The following is an 18,439-nucleotide window of genomic DNA, read 5'->3' as shown; positions in this document are numbered from 1 at the left end:
GCTGGTGGCGTTCCTTGTCGCGCCGTACGATAGGGCGCATGTTCCGCCCCGATCTCGACCAGCTGCCGGCCTATGTTCCCGGCGCGCGCAATGAGCAAGCCGTCAAACTTTCCTCCAACGAATGCGCCGAGGCACCCCTGCCAACCGTGACGCAGGCGATGGTGGACGCACTCGCGGACGTGAACCGCTACCCGGACATGGGTGTCGCCGAGCTCCGCACTGCGCTCGCGGAGCACCTTGGCGTTAGCTTCGATCAGGTGGCCGTGGGCACCGGCTCCTCGGCCCTGTGCCAGCAGCTGGTCACCGCCGCCGCGGGCCCGGGGGACGAGGTGGTGTTCCCCTGGCGCTCCTTCGAGGCGTACCCCATCTTCGCCCGCATCGCCGGCGCGACCCCGGTGCCAGTTCCGCTTGGCAGCGACCACGGGCTCGACCTCCCCGCCATGGCCGCCGCCATCACGGAGCAAACCCGCCTGGTATTCGTCTGCAACCCGAACAACCCCACCGGCACCACCATCTCCACACAGGTGTGGAACGAGTTCATGGCGCAGGTTCCGGCAGACGTGATCGTCGCTCTGGATGAGGCCTACTTCGAGTACAACCGGGCTGAGGACACGCCCGTCGCTACGCAAGAGATCACCCGCTACCCCAACGTGGTGGGGCTCCGCACGTTTTCCAAGGCGTACGGCCTCGCCGGCGCGCGCGTGGGCTACGCCTTTGGCCCGGAGCCCATCATCGCAGCCCTGAACAAGGTGGCCGTGCCGTTTTCCGTCAGCACCGCGGCGCAGGCGGGTGCGCTGGCATCGCTGCCGCTTGAGAGCGAGCTCGCCGCCCGCGTCGACGCCACCTGCGCGCAGCGCGACCGCTTGGAGGAGTTCTTCGCCGCCTCCGGCACCCCGCACTCGGAGACCAACTTCGTGTGGGTGCCGGCAGGCGCGCTGAACACCACGCCGCAGGAGTTCGCCGCCGCGCTTGCGGATGCGGGCGTGCTCGTGCGCGCTTTTGACGAGGGTATCCGCATCACCGTGACCAACGAAGCTGAGGCGGACGCCTGCATGGCGGCGTGGGAGAAGACGCAATGAAAATGACTATCGGCGAGTTCCTCATCGACCGCCTCAAGGCCATCGGCATCACCGAGATCATCGGCGTGCCGGGCGATTTCAACCTGAGCTGGCTGGAGCAGATCGAGGAAGCGGACGGCATCCGCTTCGTCGGCGCCTGCAACGAGCTCAACGCCGCGTACGCGGCAGACGGCTACGCCCGCCAGCGCGGTGTGGGCGCGCTGCTCACCACCTACGGCGTGGGCGAGCTCTCCGCCCTGAACGGCATCGCGGGTTCGCGCGCGGAGCACGTGCCGGTGGTGTCTATCGCCGGCGCTCCCCCGCAGTACGCCACCGAATACCGCTGGAACTTGCACCACTCCCTAGCAAACGGCGACTACACCAACATGCTGGACGCCATCAGCCCCTTCACCGAGGTGGCTACCCGCCTCTTCCCCATGAACGCGGTCGAGGAGGTGGACCGCGCGCTGCGCGCCTGCCTGCGCGAGAAGCGCCCGGTGCACATCCAGATCCCTTCGGACATCACGCACCTCGAGATCGAGGCCCCGGACGCACCGTTTGATTGGGAGCTGCCGGGTAGTGATAGTGAGCGTCGGCAAGCAGCAGTGCACAAGATCCTCGCGCTGCTGGACGCCGCGGAACGCCCCGTGCTGCTCCTGGACCAGGATGCGGACCGCCACGGGTTCCTGCCGCTGCTGGAAGCCCTGGTAGAGCGCGGGATCCCCTACGCACACATGTCGTCCGGCAAGGGGCTGCTCAGCGAGCGCCACCCGCTGTGCCTAGGCACCTACAACGGCGAAGCGTCCTCCCCCGGCGTGCGCGAGCGGGTGGAAAACTCGGACTTCCTGGTCACCTTCAACCCGCGCTTCATTGAGGCGAATTCCGGCAGCTTCACCCACCAACTCCCGGAGGATCACGTGGTGAACATCGGCAACCAGCACATCAGCATGGACGGTGAGTTCTACGTGGGCATCAACTCCCTCGACGTGCTGCAGGATGTGGTTGCGGCGCTGCCCGTTCAGCCCATCGAAGGTGCATCTTTCCAGCCCGAACCCTTCCACCCGCAGCCCGATGCCCCGCTCACCCAGGCGCGCGTGTGGCAGCAGATCGGCGAATTCATCCGCGAGGGCGACGTCGTCATCGCTGAGGCCGGCACGTCCAACATCGGCCTCGGGCCCATCCGCTTGCCGGACGGCGTGCAGTACATCAACTCTCCGATCTGGGGCTCGATCGGCTTCACCCTCCCCGCACTCCTGGGCAGCCAGATGGCGGCACCAAAACGCCGGCACCTGCTCTTTATCGGCGACGGCTCCTTCCAGCTCACCGTCCAAGAGCTCTCCACGATCCTGCGCGAGGGCCAAGAACCGATCATCTTCCTGGTGAACAACCGCGGCTACACCATCGAGCGCTTCATCCTCGGCATGAAGCGCGAGTACAACGACGTCGCCAATTGGAAGTACGCCGACTTGGTGGAAGTTTTCGCGCCGGGCTCCGGGATGCAGACATTCCAGGCGCGCACCGAGGGCGAGCTGGAGCAGGTGCTTGCCGACGTTCGCGGGGGCGCCTTCATCGAACTCCACCTCGACCCGTTCGACGCACCCGCCGGACTGCAGAAGTTCGGGCCCGCAACGGCCGAGTTCGACTTCGGTCCGCGCGGGCCCCGCAACCCCTAGTTGATCGTGATCACGTGCGGCTGGCCGAGGGCCTTCAAGCCCTCGACGCCGAACTCCACGCCGTAGCCGGAGCTCTTGGCGCCGCGACCTCGAGGGCCCGCTCGCGGTCGGAGGAAGCCATGGTCACTCCTTACTTGGTAACTCTCGCGTAGGGGTCGCGCACACCGATCATCTGCACCTCGGTGTACTCGAGCATGCCCTCGCGGGCGCCCTCACGGCCCAGGCCCGATGCCTTCACGCCGCCGAACGGCACCGACGCATCCGAGATCACACCCGAGTTGAAGCCGAGCAGACCAAACTCCAAGTTGTCGGACGCGCGCCACAGCATGTCCGGGTCCTCCGAGAACACGTAGGAGGCCAGGCCGTACTCCGTATCGTTGGCCATCTCCCACGCCTCCTCTTCGGTAGCGAAGGTGAAGATCGGCGCGATCGGGCCGAAGATCTCCTCGGTGAACACGCGGGCTTCGCGGGAGGCACCGCGGATCACGGTCGGCTCGAAGAAGAAGCCGTCGCCCTCGATGCGCTTGCCGCCGGTGAGAATCTCGCCGCCCCGGGCAACCGCGTCAGCCACCAGCTCTTCCATCCGGTCCACGGCGCTGGCCTCGACCAAGGGGCCGACCTCCACTCCTTCCTCCAGCCCGTTTCCCACCTTCATCGCGCTCACCGCTGCGGTGAATTTATCCGCGAACTCATCCACCACCGATTCGTGCACCAGAATGCGGTTCGCCGCCGTGCATGCCTCGCCGATGTTGCGCATCTTGGCCGCCTTCACGCCCTCAACCGCAAGATCAATATCCGCGTCGGCGAACACAATCGCCGGCGCGTTGCCGCCGAGTTCGAGAGAAATGCGCAGAATGTGCTCCGCCGCCTGCTCCATCAGCTTCGAGCCCACCGGTGTCGACCCGGTAAATGACACCTTGCGGCAACGCGGATCCGCCATGATCGGGCCAGACACGTCGGAGGCGGACTTGGCCGAAACGATGTTGATCACGCCGTCCGGCACCCCGGCCTCCACCATCGTCTGCACAAAGTACTGCATGGTCAGCGGAGTAAGCTTCGCCGGCTTGATCACCACCGTGTTGCCAGCCGCGAGCGCGGGCGCGATCTTGCGGGTGGCCATGGACAGCGGGAAGTTCCACGGCGTGATCAACAGGCACGGGCCGACCGGCTTGCGCACCGTCAGCATCCGGTTCGGCTTGGCCGGGTAGTGGTTCGTGTCTCCGAAGAAGTGGTTCGCCTCCTCCGAGAACCACAGCAGGTAATCCGCGCCGTAATCCACCTCTCCCTTGGCCTCGGTGAGGGACTTGCCCATCTCCATGGTCATCAGCGCAGCGAACTCATCCTTGCGTTCTTTCACCAGGTCATAGCCCTTACGCAGGATCTCCGCACGCGTGCGCGGGGCGGTGCGCTCCCACTCGCGGCGCGCGGCAACCGCGGCGTCGAGGGCCTTCACCGCGTCTTCTTTCGTGCCGGAAGCCATAACGGCCAACAGCTCGCCGGTAGCGGGGTTGTGGACCTCGTAGGTTTCCCCATCCGTACCGTTTACCCACTCGCCGCCGATAAACAGTCGAGTCTCTACTTTGCTCAGAAGTGCTTTGGTATCCATTCCTCCGTTTTACCAGGGCATTATGCTTTCCGACGTTCCTTCGAAACCGAAAGGCCGCCATGACAGCCACTACATCCAGCAGCGAACGCCGCCGCGTCGTCGCCGCTACCACCATCGGCACCGCCATTGAGTGGTACGACTACTTCCTTTACGCTGCCGTTGCCGGCTTGGTGTTCAAGTCCGTCATGTTCGGCCCACTCGGCCCCGCGGCGGCCACCATTGTCAGCTTCCTCACCGTCGGCCTGTCCTTCCTGTTCCGCCCCCTCGGCGCGATTCTGGCCGGCCACTTCGCCGACAAGGTGGGCCGCCGCACCGTGCTGATGGTGACGCTGTTCTCCATGGGCCTGGCCACCACGCTCATCGGCCTGCTGCCCACGTACGCGCAAATCGGCTGGCTCGCTCCAGCTGCCCTTGTGCTGCTGCGCATCATCCAGGGCATTTCGGCCGGAGGTGAATGGGGTTCGGCTGTGCTCATGTCGGTGGAACATGCGCCCGTCGATAAGCGTGGGCTCTACGGTGCAGGACCGCAGGTGGGCGCGCCTGCCGGTCTCCTGCTGTCCTCCGGTGCCCTTGCCGTGATGAATATGGTGGCGCCTGGCGATGCCTTCGTGGAGTGGGGGTGGCGCGTGCCGTTCCTGTTCTCCTTCCTGCTGATGCTGCTGGGCTGGTGGATTCGCACCGGTGTCGAGGAATCCCCCGTGTACGCCGAGATGGCGCAGGACCGCTCACACGAGACCACCAACCCCGTGGGCGCGCTGTTCAAGCGGCACTTCCCGCTCGTGCTGGCAGCCGCGCTGGCCTTCGCGGCGAACAATGCGGTGGGTTACATGACTACCGGCGGCTACGTGCAGAATTACGTGACCAATCCGGACGGACTGGCGGTCCCGCGCGGCGACATCCTCTGGGCGGTCACCGCCTCGGCCGCGACGTGGATGCTTAGCACCGCCTTTGCCGGCTGGCTGTCCGACCGCATGGGGCGCACCCGCACCCTCACCCTGGGCTTCATCGTGCAGGCTATTGGCGTGGCGGTGCTGTTCCCGCTGGTGGATACCGGCGAAGTACCTAAGATCTACGTTGCACTGATCTTCCTGTCGCTGGGTCTAGGCCTGTCCTACGGTCAGATCGCGGCGCTGTACGCGGAGTTCTTCCCTGCATCAGTCCGCGCCTCGGGCGCCTCTATCAGCTACGCGCTCGGTGCAATCCTCGGCGGCGCGTTCGCCCCGACGATCGCCGCCAGCCTGTACGAGGCCACCGGCAGCACTCGAGCGATCACGGTGTACCTAATGGCGATGACCCTTATCGGCCTCGCGGTCTCCCTGCTCATGCGCGAACGCAAGGGCATCCCGCTCGGCCACGAGCACGAGGCGCTGCAGGCCCAAGGACATTTTGTGTGGCAACAGCCCGCTGTTAGGATGTAGCAGTCTCGGCGAGGGCCCTTGACTGGGCCGTTATCGGCGCGATTCTTGCATCACAGACCTGCGTATTCTTTGCGGCCTGCGATCACTCGACGAGCACAGAACCGTTAAGTGGTCGCAGGCTTTCGTCGTAAAGCAAGCGGCCCTTCGAAACCAAGAAGGAGACCATTATGGCTACCACCCCTCCCGTTATTAAGGCAGAGAAGCGCGAAGAGTTCGGTAAGGGTTCCGCCCGCCGCCTGCGCCGCGACGGCAAGATCCCGGGCGTGCTGTACGAGTCCGGTATGGAGAACGTGCACTTCGCCGTGGACCGCATCGAGATGACCGCGCTTGTGCGTAACGACGGCGCAAACGCCATCCTCGAGCTCGAGGTTGACGGCGACAAGCTGCTGTCCATGGTGAAGTACATCGACCAGAACGTGCTCACCTTGGAGATCGACCACATCGACCTGCTGGGCATCAAGCGCGGCGAGAAGGTCACCGTCTCCGTCCCGGTTGTCACCGAGGGCGAGGCCGCTGACGACGCTGTGGTGCTGCAGGAAGTCACCGAGCTCGAGATCGAGGTCGACGCGCTGCAGATTCCGGACGAGATCACCGTTTCCATCGAGGGCAAGGAGATCGGCGACCAGATCTTCGCATCCGACATCACCATGCCGGCTGGCGCAGAGCTGCTCTCCGACCCGGAGACCCTGCTGGTCAACGTCACCTTCGAGCAGGTTGACGAGGAGCTCGAGGCCGCTGCAGAGGACGCTGAGGAAGGCGGCGCTGAGGCTGGTGCTGACGCCGACAACCCGCACGACGTTGAGATCGCCGATGGTGGCGAGGGCGACGAGGGCGCTTCCGAGTAAGCGCTAGCATGGGGAGCCATGTCTGACTCCCCCGCGCTCATCGTTGGCCTGGGTAACCCGGGCCCCCAATACGAGGCCACGCGCCACAATGCCGGTGTGGTGGTGATCCAGGAGCTGTGCTCCCGAGTCACCCCCATGCCGGCTTTGCTGTCTGCGCATAAGCGCACAAATACTGAGGTGGCGGAGCTGGCTGCAGGCCGCTTGGTGCCTGGGCGTCAGGTGGTGCTCGCGCGGACGCGGGCGTTTATGAACTTGTCCGGGGGGCCAGTGAAGGCACTGATGGATTATTTCCGCGTCGCGCCTGGTGATCTGTACGTGGTGTACGACGAGTTGGATTTGGAGCTTGGCGAAGTGAAGCTCCGCCTGGGCGGGGGCGATCATGGCCATAACGGGCTGAAGTCCGTGACCAAGTCCCTTGGCGGGAAGCCGTACCACAAGGTGGCGGTGGGGATCGGCCGCCCGCCTGGGCGGATGGCACCGGCAGACTATGTGCTGAAACCCTTCGGTGCGAAAGAGCAGGTGGATTTGGCGATCGCTGTGGCGGACGCGGCCGATGTGCTGGTCGGCGAGGTTTCGCGTTAGGCCGCCCAACCCGGGTGTTTGTACAGTAAGCGCGCCAGGAGTTCCTCCACGTTGCTTTCCGGCGGTAGCGACTCCGGATCGTGCAATTGGCGGTCCGGGTACGGCGGTTCCTCAAAGTCAGGTTCCTCCGGGATTGGGGGAACTTCCGGCAGCGTGGCTTTGATTGGAAAGTCCATCCCGTATTCCTTTTCCAGTGCCGCGATACGCTGTTCCGCGCGCCCTAGGTCAAGGTCCACCTCAAAATCATCGAGGATCTTGTGTCCTTTCGCGTGGAATTCTGCAGATAGAGCGCGGTTGCGGCGCGCACCTTCCAGGCTGGTGCGCCACTGCGGGCAGGTCGGCGTGACTTGGTCCAGGATTCCATCGGGTTTGACGATTTCGTAGGTGCCGTCCGCAAAGAGCCACACCACTTCACCCGTTTCCGGGTCCCGGATGTAATACGCACGATGATCGGTTTTGCAGTTATGGTGCGTCTGGCACAGGGCAAACAGGTTGGACGGCGTGGTGGCGCCGCCTTCATCGAAGGGGATCCGGTGGTCAAGCTGGCAGTTCTCGGCTGGCCGCCGACAGCCTGGGAAAATGCACGTACCGTCTCGTGCGACGACAGCTGCGCGCATTGCAGGTGTGGGTTTGTACGCCTCGGTGGTCTGCTGAGATATCTCGTCCAGGTCCACAACTTTCGGGTTAACCCTGTTCAGCCACTCATCCAGCACAACAGTGTCGTCCGGACCTGTCCATCCAAAGCCGGGAATATACGCTGGCTCGCCGGCTTTCCTGTCCCTCGGCGCGAAGATTTGGAGCGCCACGCGTGACGACGCTTCAATCTCACCCGTCAGCAACTTGATCGCCGCCTCCGGCATTGACACCGAATGCTCGCGAGCCGTGGCCAGGAGGTGTTGCTTGATGCGGTACGCGCTCACCGAGTTGGTGAGCAGCTGCATCATTCCGCGCGCGGCCCCGCCGGCGATGAAGGTTTCGAAAGTTACTTCGTCCGCTGCCTCGCCGGTGCGACGCTTACGCTTTTTCGGGTCATAGGCGCGGGAGGGATCGAGGCGTTTGATGATGTCCCGCATGCGCTTTGTCACCGTGGCGCGGTGCGGCAGCTCTTGGTCAACGCGCGTGGGGGTGAACGTGCGCGCCAGCATGACATCGAACTCCTGGAGGGTCTCCTCCGTCACGTCCGGGCCAAGCTCATTCAAGACCCCATCGATAGCGCACAGGTGACTGAAGTCGAGCACCTTTGTTTCTGCCTGGAGCTCCCGAAGCAGCGGCAGGGACTGCAGGCGGCTGTGCGAAAGAATCCCCTGCTCAATCATGCCTTTGCCCCAGCGGGTGGCGGACATGATGCGGGCAACTTCAAGCTCCAGGTCTTCTACAGTGGCGCCGGGTTGCGCGTAACGGGAGAAGACGGCCCAGTGGGCATCACGCGCCAGTTGCCCAGCCGCAGCTTCCGCGTCTCCTGGGCGCTGCGTGCGAAAGCGCGGCGCCAGTTTCACTGTGGTGACCATACAATCCCCCCTTTCCGTTACCACACATCATATAGATATAGTGTTCGACACGCAATACTCCAGCCATATTTTTTCTTACTCGTTTAGATACTACGTTCTACGTCTCCACCACTAGGCCGGGCACGATATCCAGAACTCTAGAACACGTCCCCAACCCGCCATCGGCGCAACAATCGAACACACGCGCTACGCTGAGTTGGCATGAGACTTGCAACACTTCGCACCGCCACAGGCACCACCGCCGCCCGCATGACCAGCGATGGGACGGCGATCGCGCTTAATTATCCGGACGTCGGCACGCTCCTTGCCCAAGATTCTTGGCAGGAGCTCGCGCTTGTCGACGGCACGGAGCTGACCCCCTCCCCCAGGGATTTCGCGCCGGTGATTCCCCGGCCGGGCAAGATCATTTGTGTCGGATTGAATTATGCGAAGCACATCGATGAGATGGGGCACGAGAGGCCGGATGTGCCGACGCTGTTCATCAAGTTTCCCGAGGCGCTGATCGGCCCGTACGACAATGTCGAGGTGCCCGCGTTCAATGCGGATACGTTGGACTTTGAAGGTGAGCTTGCGGTGATCGTCGGCAAGCGGGCGCGGCACGTGGCTGAGGCGGATGCGGCGGAATACATCGCTGGGTACGCCGTAATCAACGACTACACGCAGCGCGGGTACCAGAAGCGCACGCAGCAGTGGCACCAGGGCAAATCGCTGGAAAAGACGGCTGGGTTCGGCCCGTGGCTGGATACGGAATGGCAGCCGGGTCCCGCGATCACGACGACGCTGGAGGGCACAATCATGCAGCACTCCCCCACCGATGACCTGGTATTTAGCCCCGCGAAGCTGATCGAGTTCATCTCGCACATCTACCCGCTGGAGCCGGGCGATGTGATTGCCACGGGCACGCCGGACGGCGTTGGGCACGCGCGCGACCCGAAGCGCTACATCCAGAACGGCGAGACGGTGCGGGTGGAGATCGACGGACTGGGCGCGATCGAGAACACCACGCGCGTGGTTTAGTAACCACTCAACATGGTCTCGATGTCCGCTGCCGGCGCCTCCATGAGTTCGCCGCGGTCCGCGCCGACGAGGCAGTAGTCATTCTCCGAGGTCATCGGCCGCAAATAGGGGTACACCCAGGGCAAGTCCGGGTGCGTGCGCGTGAACTCGGTTTCGATTCCGCGGGCCCAACGTCCAGAGAACGCCCGGCTCAGCACGTCGGGACGGCTGGAACGCAGCAGTTCGCGGTTCCTCGCGGAGGTCCCCGCTTCCCGCGCGAGCAGGAAGGCAGTCCCGCATGCGACGCTCGTCGCACCGAGGGCAAGAAGCTTATCGACGTCCGCTTTAGACCTCACCCCGCCCGCAGCAATCACCGGTTTGCCCAGCGGGATGATTGAACCGAGCAGGGTCTCGAGGCTATCCGTACCCGGCTCGGCGGTAGGCGACCACGTGCCGCGGTGGCCGCCAGCGAGCGGCCCTTGGACGATGAGGCCGTCAATGCCGCGGGTGATTGCGGTTTCCGCTTCCTCGGTGGTGGTCACGGTCGCCCACGCCTCTGATCCGAACTCGTGCAGCTGCGCAATCTGCGCATCCGTGAAGCAGCCGAACGTGGAGGAGACGATGGCAGGGGCCACCTCGAGAACCGCAGCGAACTTCTCGGCAAAACCAGAGGTCGCATCAGCTTTGGGGATGTCTTTGTTGAGCTTGGTGGCGGTGGAGTGAACGTCGGCAAGCAAGGGCTCCGGCTGCGGAAGGAAGAGGTTCGCGCCGAACGGTGCGCGGCAGGCGGCGAGCCACTCCCGGGCTTCGGCGGCGGAGCAGGTGCCGAGGGCGAGGAAGCCGAAGGTGACGGCATTGACCAGTGCGGGCGTAGTGGGGCCGCCGGCCATGGGCGCGGCGACGGCGCGGGGCAGAGTTACGGGCATGGGTACATTATGGGGCGTGTTCGGATTCTTGCGACGACAAAAGCCCCAGCCCATCGACGCGGAGTGGCTGGTGGTTGGCCTGGGCAACCCCGGCGCCAAGTACGAGGCCACGAAGCACAACGTGGGCTACATGACGGTGGATCAGCTGCTGGATGGTTTGACGCTTGAGCGAGTGCGCGGCGTGCCGGTGCAGGTGGCGGTGCGTGACGGAGTGGCGTACGCGAGGTCGACGACCTACATGAACACCTCCGGCGAGGCGATCGCGCCGCTGGGGATCGCGCCGGAGCGCATCATTGTGGTGCACGACGAGCTAGATCTGCCTGCGGGCAAGGTGCGCGTGAAGCTCGGCGGGAACGAGAACGGCCACAACGGGCTGAAGTCGCTGACGGAGCAGCTGGGCACGCGCGACTACGTGCGGGTGCGCGTCGGCATCGGGCGGCCGCCGCAAGGGGTGGCAGTGCCGGATTGGGTGCTGGGGCCGGTGAGCGGCGAGGAAAACATTGACCTCGCCGCCGAGGCGGTGCGCCTGATCGTCAGCGAGGGGCTCACTAAGGCGCAGAACGAGATCCACGCAGCGCGTTAGCTGAGCTGACGAACGCCACAGGCTTGGCCAGCCATTCGCTGTAAAAGGAGTCGAACGCGTTCTTCCTGGTGCCCGGCAGAGGGTGTCAGGAGTTTTGTGTGTGAGGCTCTGATCTGAATGGAGTTTCACCGATAATGACTACGGTGTCACCAAAGAAAGGCTATGACCCGTCGAGGGTCAACGCGATCAGCGAGAAGCTGATGAATAACCCCGAGCTCGCTAAGCTCATCGGGGAGCTCTCCACCTCCACCGATGACGCCAGCGAGCTGGTGAAGGGTCTTCTACAAGCATCGATCAACGCTGGCCTGCAGGCGGAGATGGATGCTCATTTGGGCTACGAGCACTCCGACCGCAAAGCCAAAGCCCAGGTCGATGCCCGGGGTGGTGGTAACCACCGCAATGGGTCGTACACCAAGACCGTGGATTCCGGCTACGGTCCGCTGGAAGTGACCGTGCCCAGGGATCGGGCGGGCACGTTCCGGCCGCAGATGGTGCCCAAGGGCGCTCGCCGGCTCACCGAGCTCGATGACATGATCATCTCCCTGTACGCGGGTGGGATGACCGTGCGCGATATCCAGCATCACCTTGCAACCACCCTGGGTGTGGATATGAGCCCGGATACCATCAGCACGATCACCGACGCGGTGCTCGATGAGGTGATGATCTGGCAGAACCGCCAGTTAGATGAGTTCTACCCGGTGATCTTCCTCGACGCGTTGCGGGTCAAGATCCGCGACGGCCACCGCGTGGTCAACAAGTCCTGCTACATGGCCGTCGGTGTGGACATGGACGGCATCAAACACATCCTGGGCTTGTGGATCGCCGATACCGAAGGTGCCGCATTCTGGGCGTCCGTGTGCGCTGACCTTGCAAACCGTGGGGTGCAGGACGTGTTCATCGTCTGCTGCGACGGGCTCAAGGGCCTGCCCGAGGCGGTGGAGGCAACCTGGCCGAGTTCCATGGTGCAGACCTGAATCGTGCACCTGATTCGGGCGGCGAACAGGTGGGTGTCCTACCAGGACCGCAAACCCGTCTCCAGCGCACTGCGGGAGGTCTACACCGCACCCAACGAAGACACCGCGCGCGCCGCCCTAGACGCGTTCGAAGCATCTGAACTTGGGCGGCGCTACCCCCAGTCGGTGAAGGTATGGCGCGACGCGTGGGATCGGTTCGTGCCGTTTCTGCAGTTCCCGCCGGCAGCCCGCCGGGTGCTCTACACCACGAACTCCATCGAGTCGCTCAACGCGGAATTGCGGAAAGCCACCCGCAACCGGGGCCAGTTCCCGAACGACACTGCGGCGCTGAAGACGCTGTGGTTGATGATCTGCAACATCGAAGACAAGCGTGCCGCCCAGCGTGCGAAGAAGGCGAAACGGGCAACTGAGTGCAACGGCTATATTGAAGGGGCGAAAGCCACCGGGTGGAAACAAGCCATCAACCAACTAGCCGTGGCATACCCCGACCGATTCGCGGACTACGTGTAAACCAAGCCCCCGCACACAAACAATCGGACACTCTCGCCCGGCACGGAGTGGTTGTACTACTGCGCCACGGACTCGCCAAATCGGCCGTCGCGCACGGAACCAAGAAATACACCGATAACAGCCATGCGGCCGATGGTACGTAGAATCGCAAGGTTATGAGCACCCTCGCCGAAGCCAACCGCCGCCGCACGTTCGCCGTCATCGCCCACCCGGACGCCGGTAAGTCGACGTTGACGGAGGCGCTGGCGCTGCACGCGCACATGATTTCAGAGGCCGGAGCGGTGCACGGCAAGGCTGGGCGCAAGTCCACGGTGTCGGACTGGATGGAAATGGAGAAAGACCGCGGTATCTCAATCGCGTCGTCCGCCCTGCAGTTCGAGTACTCACCGGAGGGCCACGAGGGCGAGCCGTTTGTGATCAACCTGGTTGATACCCCGGGCCACGCCGACTTCTCCGAGGACACCTACCGCGTGCTCTCCGCCGTCGACGCCGCCGTGATGCTGATTGACGCGGCGAAGGGCCTCGAGCCGCAGACCCTCAAGTTGTTCCGCGTGTGCAAGGCGCGCGGCTTGCCGATTGTCACGGTGATTAACAAGTGGGACCGCATCGGCCGCGAGCCGTTGGAGCTGGTGGATGAAATTGTTACCGAAATCGACCTCCAGCCCACCCCGCTCTACTGGCCGGTGGGCGAGGCCGGCGATTTCCGCGGGCTGGCCCACGTCAGCGAGGACGGTGAGGTGGACGGGTACGTGCACTTTATCCGCACCGCGGGCGGCTCCACCATCGCACCCGAGGAGCACTTCTCCCCCGACGAAGCCGCCGCGAAGGAGGGTGACGCGTGGGACACCGCAGTCGAGGAAGCTGCACTTTTGCTTGACGACGGCGCCGTGCACGACCAGCAGCTCTTCGAGCAGTGCATCACCTCCCCCATCATCTTCGCTTCCGCGATGCTGAACTTTGGCGTGCACCAGATCCTGGACACGCTCTGCGCCATCGCCCCGGCACCGCAGTCGCGCGAGGGCCGCTCGCTTGACGACGATTTCTCCGGAGTCGTCTTCAAAGTCCAAGCAGGCATGGACCGCAACCACCGCGACACCCTCGCGTTCATGCGCGTGGTGTCCGGCGAGTTCGACCGGGGCATGCAGGTGACGCACGCGCAGTCCGGCCGTGGCTTTTCCACGAAGTACGCCCTGACCGTCTTCGGCCGCACCCGCGATACCGTGGAGACGGCCTACCCGGGCGACATCATCGGCCTGGTGAACGCGGGTGCGCTTGCACCTGGCGACACGATTTACGCGGGCAAGAAGGTGCAGTACCCACCGATGCCGCAGTTCGCGCCGGAGCACTTCCGCACGCTGCGCGCGAAGTCCCTGGGCAAGTACAAGCAGTTCCGCAAGGGCCTCGACCAGCTGGACGCGGAAGGCGTGGTGCAGATCCTGCGTAACGACGCACGCGGCGATGCCGCACCGATCATGGCTGCCGTCGGCCCCATGCAGTTCGAGGTCATGCAGGCGCGCATGGAGCTGGAGTACAACGTGGAGACCATTACGGAGCCCGTACCCTACTCCGTCGCCCGCCGCACGGATGCGGAGAGCGCGCCCGAACTCGGGCGCCAGCGCGGCGTGGAGATCTTCACGCGCTCGGACGGCGAGCTCATCGCGCTCTTCGGCGATAAGTGGAAGCTAGCTTTCGTCGAAAAGGAGCACCCCGAGCTCACCATGGAGCCGCTGGTAGCGGACTAGGCGCTACGGCGTGAGGCGGCCTCCGGTGACGGCGAGGGTCTCGCCGGAGATGTAAGACGCGTCCTCGGAAGCGAGGAACACGTACGCACCTGCGAGCTCCGCGGGCTGGCCGGGGCGACCCATGTCGGAGTCTTGGCCGAACTTGTCCACCTTCTCCTGCGGCTGGCCTTCCGCCGGTTGGATGACGGTCCAGATCGGGCCCGGTGCCACGGCGTTGACGCGGATGCCCTTCTCCTTCAGCAGCTCGCCGGACAGGCCCTTAGCGAAGTTGTTGAACGCCGCCTTCGTGATGGCGTAGTCAAGCAGGGGCTGCGACGGGTCGTACGCCTGGATGGACGTGGAGAAGATGATGGACGATCCCGGCGGCATGTGCGGCACGGCTTGCTTGGTCACGTAGAAGGCCGAGTAGATGTTGGTCTTCATGGTGGCGTCGAAGTCTTCGTCGGAAATGTCCAGCAGCCCCTCGTTGTACACCTGGCGGGAGGCGTTGTTGACCAGGAGGTCCAGGCCGCCCAGCTCCTCGACAGCGCGCTCGACGGTGGTCCTGCAGGTTTCGCGGTCCGTAAGGTCGCCCGGAATGCCGACTGCCTTCTGGCCGGCCTCTTCGATCGCGGCGATGATGCGGTCTGCGTCTTCCTGCTCCTCCGGGAGGTACGCGATGGCGACGTCAGCGCCCTCGCGAGCAAACGCGATGGCGGTGGCGGCGCCGATGCCGGAATCGCCGCCGGTGATGAGGGCGCGGCGGCCGGCAAGCTTGCCGGAGCCCTTGTAGGTAGAAAGACCGAGGTCAGGCTCGGTGGTCATTGCTACATCGAGGCCCGGGTTTTCCTGGCGGTCTTCCTTGGGAAACTCTGCTGGGTACTTCGTGCGGGGATCAATAAGTGCCATGCGGCCACACTACTCGTGCTGGTCGCGGCGTGCCTCCAGCTCTTTGACGGACTTACCAATCCACCGCTCAAGCTGGAGACGCCACGCGGCACCCGCGTTGGAACGCGGGGCTGCGTGGATGACGCGGGAGGAATCGATGCCAGCCTGGATTTCTTTGGCGCGCAGCACCTCCGCGTCGATCTTCACGCCTTCCAGGAGCACGATGTTCATCACCCAGACAAGGCCCAGGATGGCCAGCACGGTTCCGAACGCGCCGTAGGTGGAGCGGATGCCGACGTAGCTGAGGTACCAGCTGAAAGCCACCCAGATGAGGATCACTACGGTCAGCGCGAGGGTGGAGCCAAGCGTGAGCAGCCGGAACTTGCCCGGCTTCACGTTCGGCGCAAGGTAGTAGAGCACGCTGACCAGAGCAATCGCGGTGAAGAGGATCACCGGGCCGCGCAGGTACGCCCATACCGGGAGGAAGATGCCGGTGAGGTAGTCCAGCGTGCCCTGGAGCTTCAACGGTTCAGCAATTGGGCCCAATACCGCTTGAACAATGTTGTCGGTGAGCAGCGCGCCGAGGAGGATGATGACGGCGCCGACCACCATCACCAGCGTGATCACCCACATGGTGAGCCACGTGATGACGATGTTGCGGCCCTCGGTGCGGCCGTAGATCAAGTTGGCGTTGCGGGAGAAGGAGCGCACGTATGCAGAAGCGGACAGCAGCGAAATGAGCAGTGACACCACCAGGGCGACCGTGCTTTGCGCCGCGGTGCCGACAATGTTTGAAAACAGCTCAAAAGCTTGGGGCTGCAGCTCTTCCGGGACGTACGTGTGGATCACGTCCGCCATCAGCGAGCTGGCGGCATCCTCCTCGCGCCGCAACAGGAGTGTGGCGATTGAATATGCCGCAAGCAGCATCGGCGCGACGGAAAGCACGGAGTAATACGTCAAGGTGGCGCCGCGGTCCACCATGCCGTCCGTGCCCCAATCCGCCACCAGCCGCTTGAACACCAGCTTCCACCCCGGCCACGACAGTCGGTTGCCGCGAGCGAGCGGGTCCACCGTCTTCGCCTCGGGCGGCACAAGGTCCACCTCGCCCACGCCGTAGGGCATGATGAGCTCGGCGCGATAGGAGATGGATTCTTGGGGTTGGTCGGGCTGTGGTTCCGGCATGACCATTACTTTAGGGGGCTGGTGGCTACACTCGCGCGCATGGGTTTTATGGACTGGCTGCGGGGCACTGGGCGCGAACAACTGGTGGAGATGCCGACACAGTTCGAGCGTGTGGAAGTGCAAGAATTGCACGTCCACACCGCGAACCTCTCCCCGGATACGGACGAGAAGCTTGTCATTCTCTCCACCACGCCGGCGGCGCTGGAAGAGATCAGGTACCTGCGGGGCGCGGTGCAGTTGGTGTCAGAGGGCGAACGGGCTGTGACCTTTGTGCCGTCGAAAAGCGCGATAGCCCCGGTGCTGGATCCGCACCAGGGCTGGATCATCCCAGTCTCCCCTGCCACGGCTCACGAGCTGCAGGCGCTGCCGGCGGGGCCGGGTGAGCACGAGCTGGGGAGTATTCACCTGGGGCTGGTGCTGGGCTAGCTAGACCAGCCCGATCCAGTTCCAATACGTTGCGGACAGGAGCAGAATCAGCAGGTAGCCCACGATGGTCAGCGGGATACCGGTGCGCAGGAACTGCTGCGGCGTGAACGCGCCCGTACCGTAGGCCAGCATGTTCTGCGGCGCGGACACCGGGAGCAGGAAGCCGAAGCAGATCACGAACTGCTGGATGATCACGAAGCCGACGCCGCCGTTGGGCGCATCCAGCGTCGCGGCCAGCGCGATGAACACCGGGATCAGCGCGGACGCGAGCGAGGTGGCGGAGGCGAAGCCCAGGTGGATGATGATGTTGAAGAGGGAGACCAGCGCGATCGTCGCCAGGATCGGCAGGTTGTCCAAGCCGATGGCGCCGAACGTGACCTCGGACAGCCACGCTGCCGCGCCCGTCTTCAGCAGGAACGAGCCGAGCGAGATGCCGGCGGCAAACACGATGAGCGTGCCCCAGTTGATCTTCTCCTGAGCGTACTTCCACGTCATCACACCGATGCCCGGCAGCAGCATGATGCCGACGGCGACCAAGGTGATGATGGCGGAGCTGATCGGGTGCAGCACGTCCTCGGTGGCCCAGAAGAACAGCAGGGCAACGGCGATGGCGGTGAGGCGCTTCTCCGCGCCGGTCATCGGCCCCATCTCCGCAATTTGCTTTTCGACGAGCTCTTTTCCGCCCGTAATGGACTCAGTTTCCGGCTTGATGGCCCAGCGCATGATGAAGTAGAGCGCGATGGACATGAGCACGGACCACGGTGCCGCCCAGAGGAACCACTGGCCCCACGAGATGGTTTGCCCCATCTGATCCTCGATAAAGCCGACGGCGACGAGGTTCTGCGCGGCGGCGGTCTTGATACCGACGTTCCAGATCGAGACAGCCTGCGTGGCGGTGATGATGAGGAGGGCGGAGAGCTTCGAGTCCGTGGGCAGGCCGAAGGCTGCGACCATGCCCAGAAGGATCGGGACGACGGCGCCGGCGCGAGCGGTGGCCGATGGGACGAAGAACGCCAGGATGATCGAGATCACGATCGCGCCAATGACGATGTGGGAGACCTTCTCGCCCGCGAACTTCAGCACGTAAAGCGCGAGTCGGCGGTGCAGGCCGGTTGCCTGCATGGCTGTGGCCAGGGCGAGGGCGGCGGCGACAAGCGCGACGGCGGAGGAGGAGAAGCCCGTCATCGCGGTGTTCAGCGCGGTCTTCGAGCCGACGATCTGCCCCGGATTCTCAGGGTCCGGGGCGAATGTCAGGAGCAGTGAGATCAGGCCGACGATCATTACGGCGCTGACCGGGTAAGACACTGCTTCGGACACCCACATGATGACCGCGAAGGCGAGCATGGCGAGCGCGATCTTCCCGGGCCAGTCAAGGCCCGGGATGGGGATAAGCAGCACCGCGATCAAAGCGGCAAAAGAAAGGAAGAACGCGATGTTTTTCCCAGCCGAGCGTTCTTTCGGTTTGTCGGCGGTTGGAGCGGCAGCGGTGGTGGTTGCCGTAGACACGGGGTACCTCCTCGACGAAAAGTGGTGGTACCACCCA

General features: G+C 64.2%; 15 protein-coding genes and 1 pseudogene. 10 read left to right on the top strand and 6 right to left on the bottom strand.

All coding sequences use genetic code 11. From position 1 onward, the window contains the following. Positions 1 to 38: 38 nt before the first annotated feature. Both JZY91_RS03250 and JZY91_RS03245 read left to right on the top strand, forming a co-directional pair. Positions 39 to 1,079 carry a histidinol-phosphate transaminase gene (locus JZY91_RS03250; RefSeq protein WP_234948540.1) on the top strand — a complete coding sequence of 347 codons (1,041 nt, stop codon included), beginning with the start codon at positions 39 to 41 and terminating at the stop codon, positions 1,077 to 1,079. Beyond that, a complete protein-coding gene (locus tag JZY91_RS03245; RefSeq protein WP_234948539.1) occupies positions 1,076 to 2,731 on the top strand; it encodes an alpha-keto acid decarboxylase family protein in 1,656 nt (551 codons plus the stop codon). Before JZY91_RS03250 ends, JZY91_RS03245 begins: the two co-directional genes overlap by 4 nt. Before the next feature lie 130 nt (positions 2,732 to 2,861). Here the strand turns inward: JZY91_RS03245 and JZY91_RS03240 are convergent, their stop codons facing one another. Then, positions 2,862 to 4,337 (bottom strand): NAD-dependent succinate-semialdehyde dehydrogenase, encoded by a 1,476-nt coding sequence (locus JZY91_RS03240; protein ID WP_234948538.1) that lies wholly within the window; start codon positions 4,335 to 4,337, stop codon positions 2,862 to 2,864. Positions 4,338 to 4,396: 59 nt separating this feature from the next. On the opposite strand from JZY91_RS03240, the gene JZY91_RS03235 reads away from it, so the two are divergent. The 3 genes from JZY91_RS03235 (at position 4,397) to pth (JZY91_RS03225) (ending at position 7,182) form a co-directional block, all read left to right on the top strand. After that, positions 4,397 to 5,755 (top strand): MFS transporter, encoded by a 1,359-nt coding sequence (locus JZY91_RS03235; protein ID WP_234948537.1) that lies wholly within the window; start codon positions 4,397 to 4,399, stop codon positions 5,753 to 5,755. Between the two features lie 167 nt (positions 5,756 to 5,922). Further along, positions 5,923 to 6,600, top strand: coding sequence for a 50S ribosomal protein L25/general stress protein Ctc (locus JZY91_RS03230; RefSeq protein WP_234948536.1), 678 nt, complete (start codon positions 5,923 to 5,925; stop codon positions 6,598 to 6,600). 18 nt (positions 6,601 to 6,618) lie between these two features. Continuing rightward, positions 6,619 to 7,182 carry an aminoacyl-tRNA hydrolase gene (gene pth, locus JZY91_RS03225; RefSeq protein WP_234948535.1) on the top strand — a complete coding sequence of 188 codons (564 nt, stop codon included), beginning with the start codon at positions 6,619 to 6,621 and terminating at the stop codon, positions 7,180 to 7,182. Here pth (JZY91_RS03225) and JZY91_RS03220 read toward each other — a convergent pair. Beyond that, positions 7,179 to 8,690, bottom strand: coding sequence for an HNH endonuclease signature motif containing protein (locus JZY91_RS03220; RefSeq protein WP_234948534.1), 1,512 nt, complete (start codon positions 8,688 to 8,690; stop codon positions 7,179 to 7,181). The genes pth (JZY91_RS03225) and JZY91_RS03220 overlap by 4 nt on opposite strands. 201 nt (positions 8,691 to 8,891) lie before the next feature. Here JZY91_RS03220 and JZY91_RS03215 point away from each other — a divergent pair, with 201 nt between their 5' ends. Beyond that, on the top strand, positions 8,892 to 9,707 hold the full coding sequence (locus JZY91_RS03215) for a fumarylacetoacetate hydrolase family protein (RefSeq protein ID WP_234948533.1): 816 nt from the start codon (positions 8,892 to 8,894) through the stop codon (positions 9,705 to 9,707). On the opposite strand, the gene JZY91_RS03210 is transcribed toward JZY91_RS03215, so the two are convergent. Further along, on the bottom strand, positions 9,704 to 10,612 hold the full coding sequence (locus JZY91_RS03210; RefSeq protein ID WP_234948532.1) for a nitronate monooxygenase family protein: 909 nt from the start codon (positions 10,610 to 10,612) through the stop codon (positions 9,704 to 9,706). The genes JZY91_RS03215 and JZY91_RS03210 overlap by 4 nt on opposite strands. On the opposite strand from JZY91_RS03210, the gene pth (JZY91_RS03205) reads away from it, so the two are divergent. The 3 genes and pseudogenes from pth (JZY91_RS03205) (at position 10,611) to JZY91_RS03195 (ending at position 14,421) form a co-directional block, all read left to right on the top strand. Beyond that, positions 10,611 to 11,195, top strand: a complete 585-nt coding sequence (gene pth, locus JZY91_RS03205) for an aminoacyl-tRNA hydrolase (protein ID WP_234948531.1) — start codon at positions 10,611 to 10,613, stop codon at positions 11,193 to 11,195. The genes JZY91_RS03210 and pth (JZY91_RS03205) overlap by 2 nt on opposite strands. Before the next feature lie 134 nt (positions 11,196 to 11,329). Then, positions 11,330 to 12,679: pseudogene (locus JZY91_RS03200) on the top strand (IS256 family transposase). A gap of 155 nt (positions 12,680 to 12,834) precedes the next feature. After that, positions 12,835 to 14,421 (top strand): peptide chain release factor 3, encoded by a 1,587-nt coding sequence (locus JZY91_RS03195; protein ID WP_234948530.1) that lies wholly within the window; start codon positions 12,835 to 12,837, stop codon positions 14,419 to 14,421. A gap of 3 nt (positions 14,422 to 14,424) precedes the next feature. Here the strand turns inward: JZY91_RS03195 and JZY91_RS03190 are convergent, their stop codons facing one another. After that, a complete protein-coding gene (locus tag JZY91_RS03190) occupies positions 14,425 to 15,309 on the bottom strand; it encodes an SDR family oxidoreductase (RefSeq protein WP_234948529.1) in 885 nt (294 codons plus the stop codon). Between the two features lie 9 nt (positions 15,310 to 15,318). Next, positions 15,319 to 16,470, bottom strand: coding sequence for a YihY/virulence factor BrkB family protein (locus JZY91_RS03185; protein ID WP_234948528.1), 1,152 nt, complete (start codon positions 16,468 to 16,470; stop codon positions 15,319 to 15,321). Between the two features lie 39 nt (positions 16,471 to 16,509). On the opposite strand from JZY91_RS03185, the gene JZY91_RS03180 reads away from it, so the two are divergent. After that, the gene (locus JZY91_RS03180; protein ID WP_234948527.1) at positions 16,510 to 16,896 is read left to right on the top strand and encodes a hypothetical protein; all 387 of its coding nucleotides are present in this window, start codon (positions 16,510 to 16,512) and stop codon (positions 16,894 to 16,896) included. Here the strand turns inward: JZY91_RS03180 and JZY91_RS03175 are convergent, their stop codons facing one another. After that, positions 16,897 to 18,402 carry a DASS family sodium-coupled anion symporter gene (locus JZY91_RS03175; protein WP_234948526.1) on the bottom strand — a complete coding sequence of 502 codons (1,506 nt, stop codon included), beginning with the start codon at positions 18,400 to 18,402 and terminating at the stop codon, positions 16,897 to 16,899. Positions 18,403 to 18,439 lie beyond the last annotated feature (37 nt).

This window comes from Corynebacterium sp. CNCTC7651 (genome assembly GCF_021496665.1).
Lineage (GTDB): Bacteria > Actinomycetota > Actinomycetes > Mycobacteriales > Mycobacteriaceae > Corynebacterium.
This window is presented reverse-complemented; position numbering and strand designations above follow the sequence as displayed.

Bases quoted from the DNA above. Each gene is read 5' to 3' on its own strand.
- JZY91_RS03180 (WP_234948527.1), top strand. From the start codon at position 16,510: ATGGGTTTTATGGACTGGCTGCGGGGCACTGGGCGCGAACAACTGGTG.
- pth (WP_234948531.1), top strand. From the start codon at position 10,611: ATGGGTACATTATGGGGCGTGTTCGGATTCTTGCGACGACAAAAGCCC.
- JZY91_RS03250 (WP_234948540.1), top strand. From the start codon at position 39: ATGTTCCGCCCCGATCTCGACCAGCTGCCGGCCTATGTTCCCGGCGCG.
- JZY91_RS03245 (WP_234948539.1), top strand. From the start codon at position 1,076: ATGAAAATGACTATCGGCGAGTTCCTCATCGACCGCCTCAAGGCCATC.
- JZY91_RS03240 (WP_234948538.1), bottom strand. From the start codon at position 4,337: ATGGATACCAAAGCACTTCTGAGCAAAGTAGAGACTCGACTGTTTATC.
- JZY91_RS03195 (WP_234948530.1), top strand. From the start codon at position 12,835: ATGAGCACCCTCGCCGAAGCCAACCGCCGCCGCACGTTCGCCGTCATC.
- JZY91_RS03190 (WP_234948529.1), bottom strand. From the start codon at position 15,309: ATGGCACTTATTGATCCCCGCACGAAGTACCCAGCAGAGTTTCCCAAG.
- JZY91_RS03220 (WP_234948534.1), bottom strand. From the start codon at position 8,690: ATGGTCACCACAGTGAAACTGGCGCCGCGCTTTCGCACGCAGCGCCCA.
- JZY91_RS03210 (WP_234948532.1), bottom strand. From the start codon at position 10,612: ATGCCCGTAACTCTGCCCCGCGCCGTCGCCGCGCCCATGGCCGGCGGC.
- JZY91_RS03185 (WP_234948528.1), bottom strand. From the start codon at position 16,470: ATGCCGGAACCACAGCCCGACCAACCCCAAGAATCCATCTCCTATCGC.
- JZY91_RS03215 (WP_234948533.1), top strand. From the start codon at position 8,892: ATGAGACTTGCAACACTTCGCACCGCCACAGGCACCACCGCCGCCCGC.
- JZY91_RS03235 (WP_234948537.1), top strand. From the start codon at position 4,397: ATGACAGCCACTACATCCAGCAGCGAACGCCGCCGCGTCGTCGCCGCT.
- pth (WP_234948535.1), top strand. From the start codon at position 6,619: ATGTCTGACTCCCCCGCGCTCATCGTTGGCCTGGGTAACCCGGGCCCC.
- JZY91_RS03230 (WP_234948536.1), top strand. From the start codon at position 5,923: ATGGCTACCACCCCTCCCGTTATTAAGGCAGAGAAGCGCGAAGAGTTC.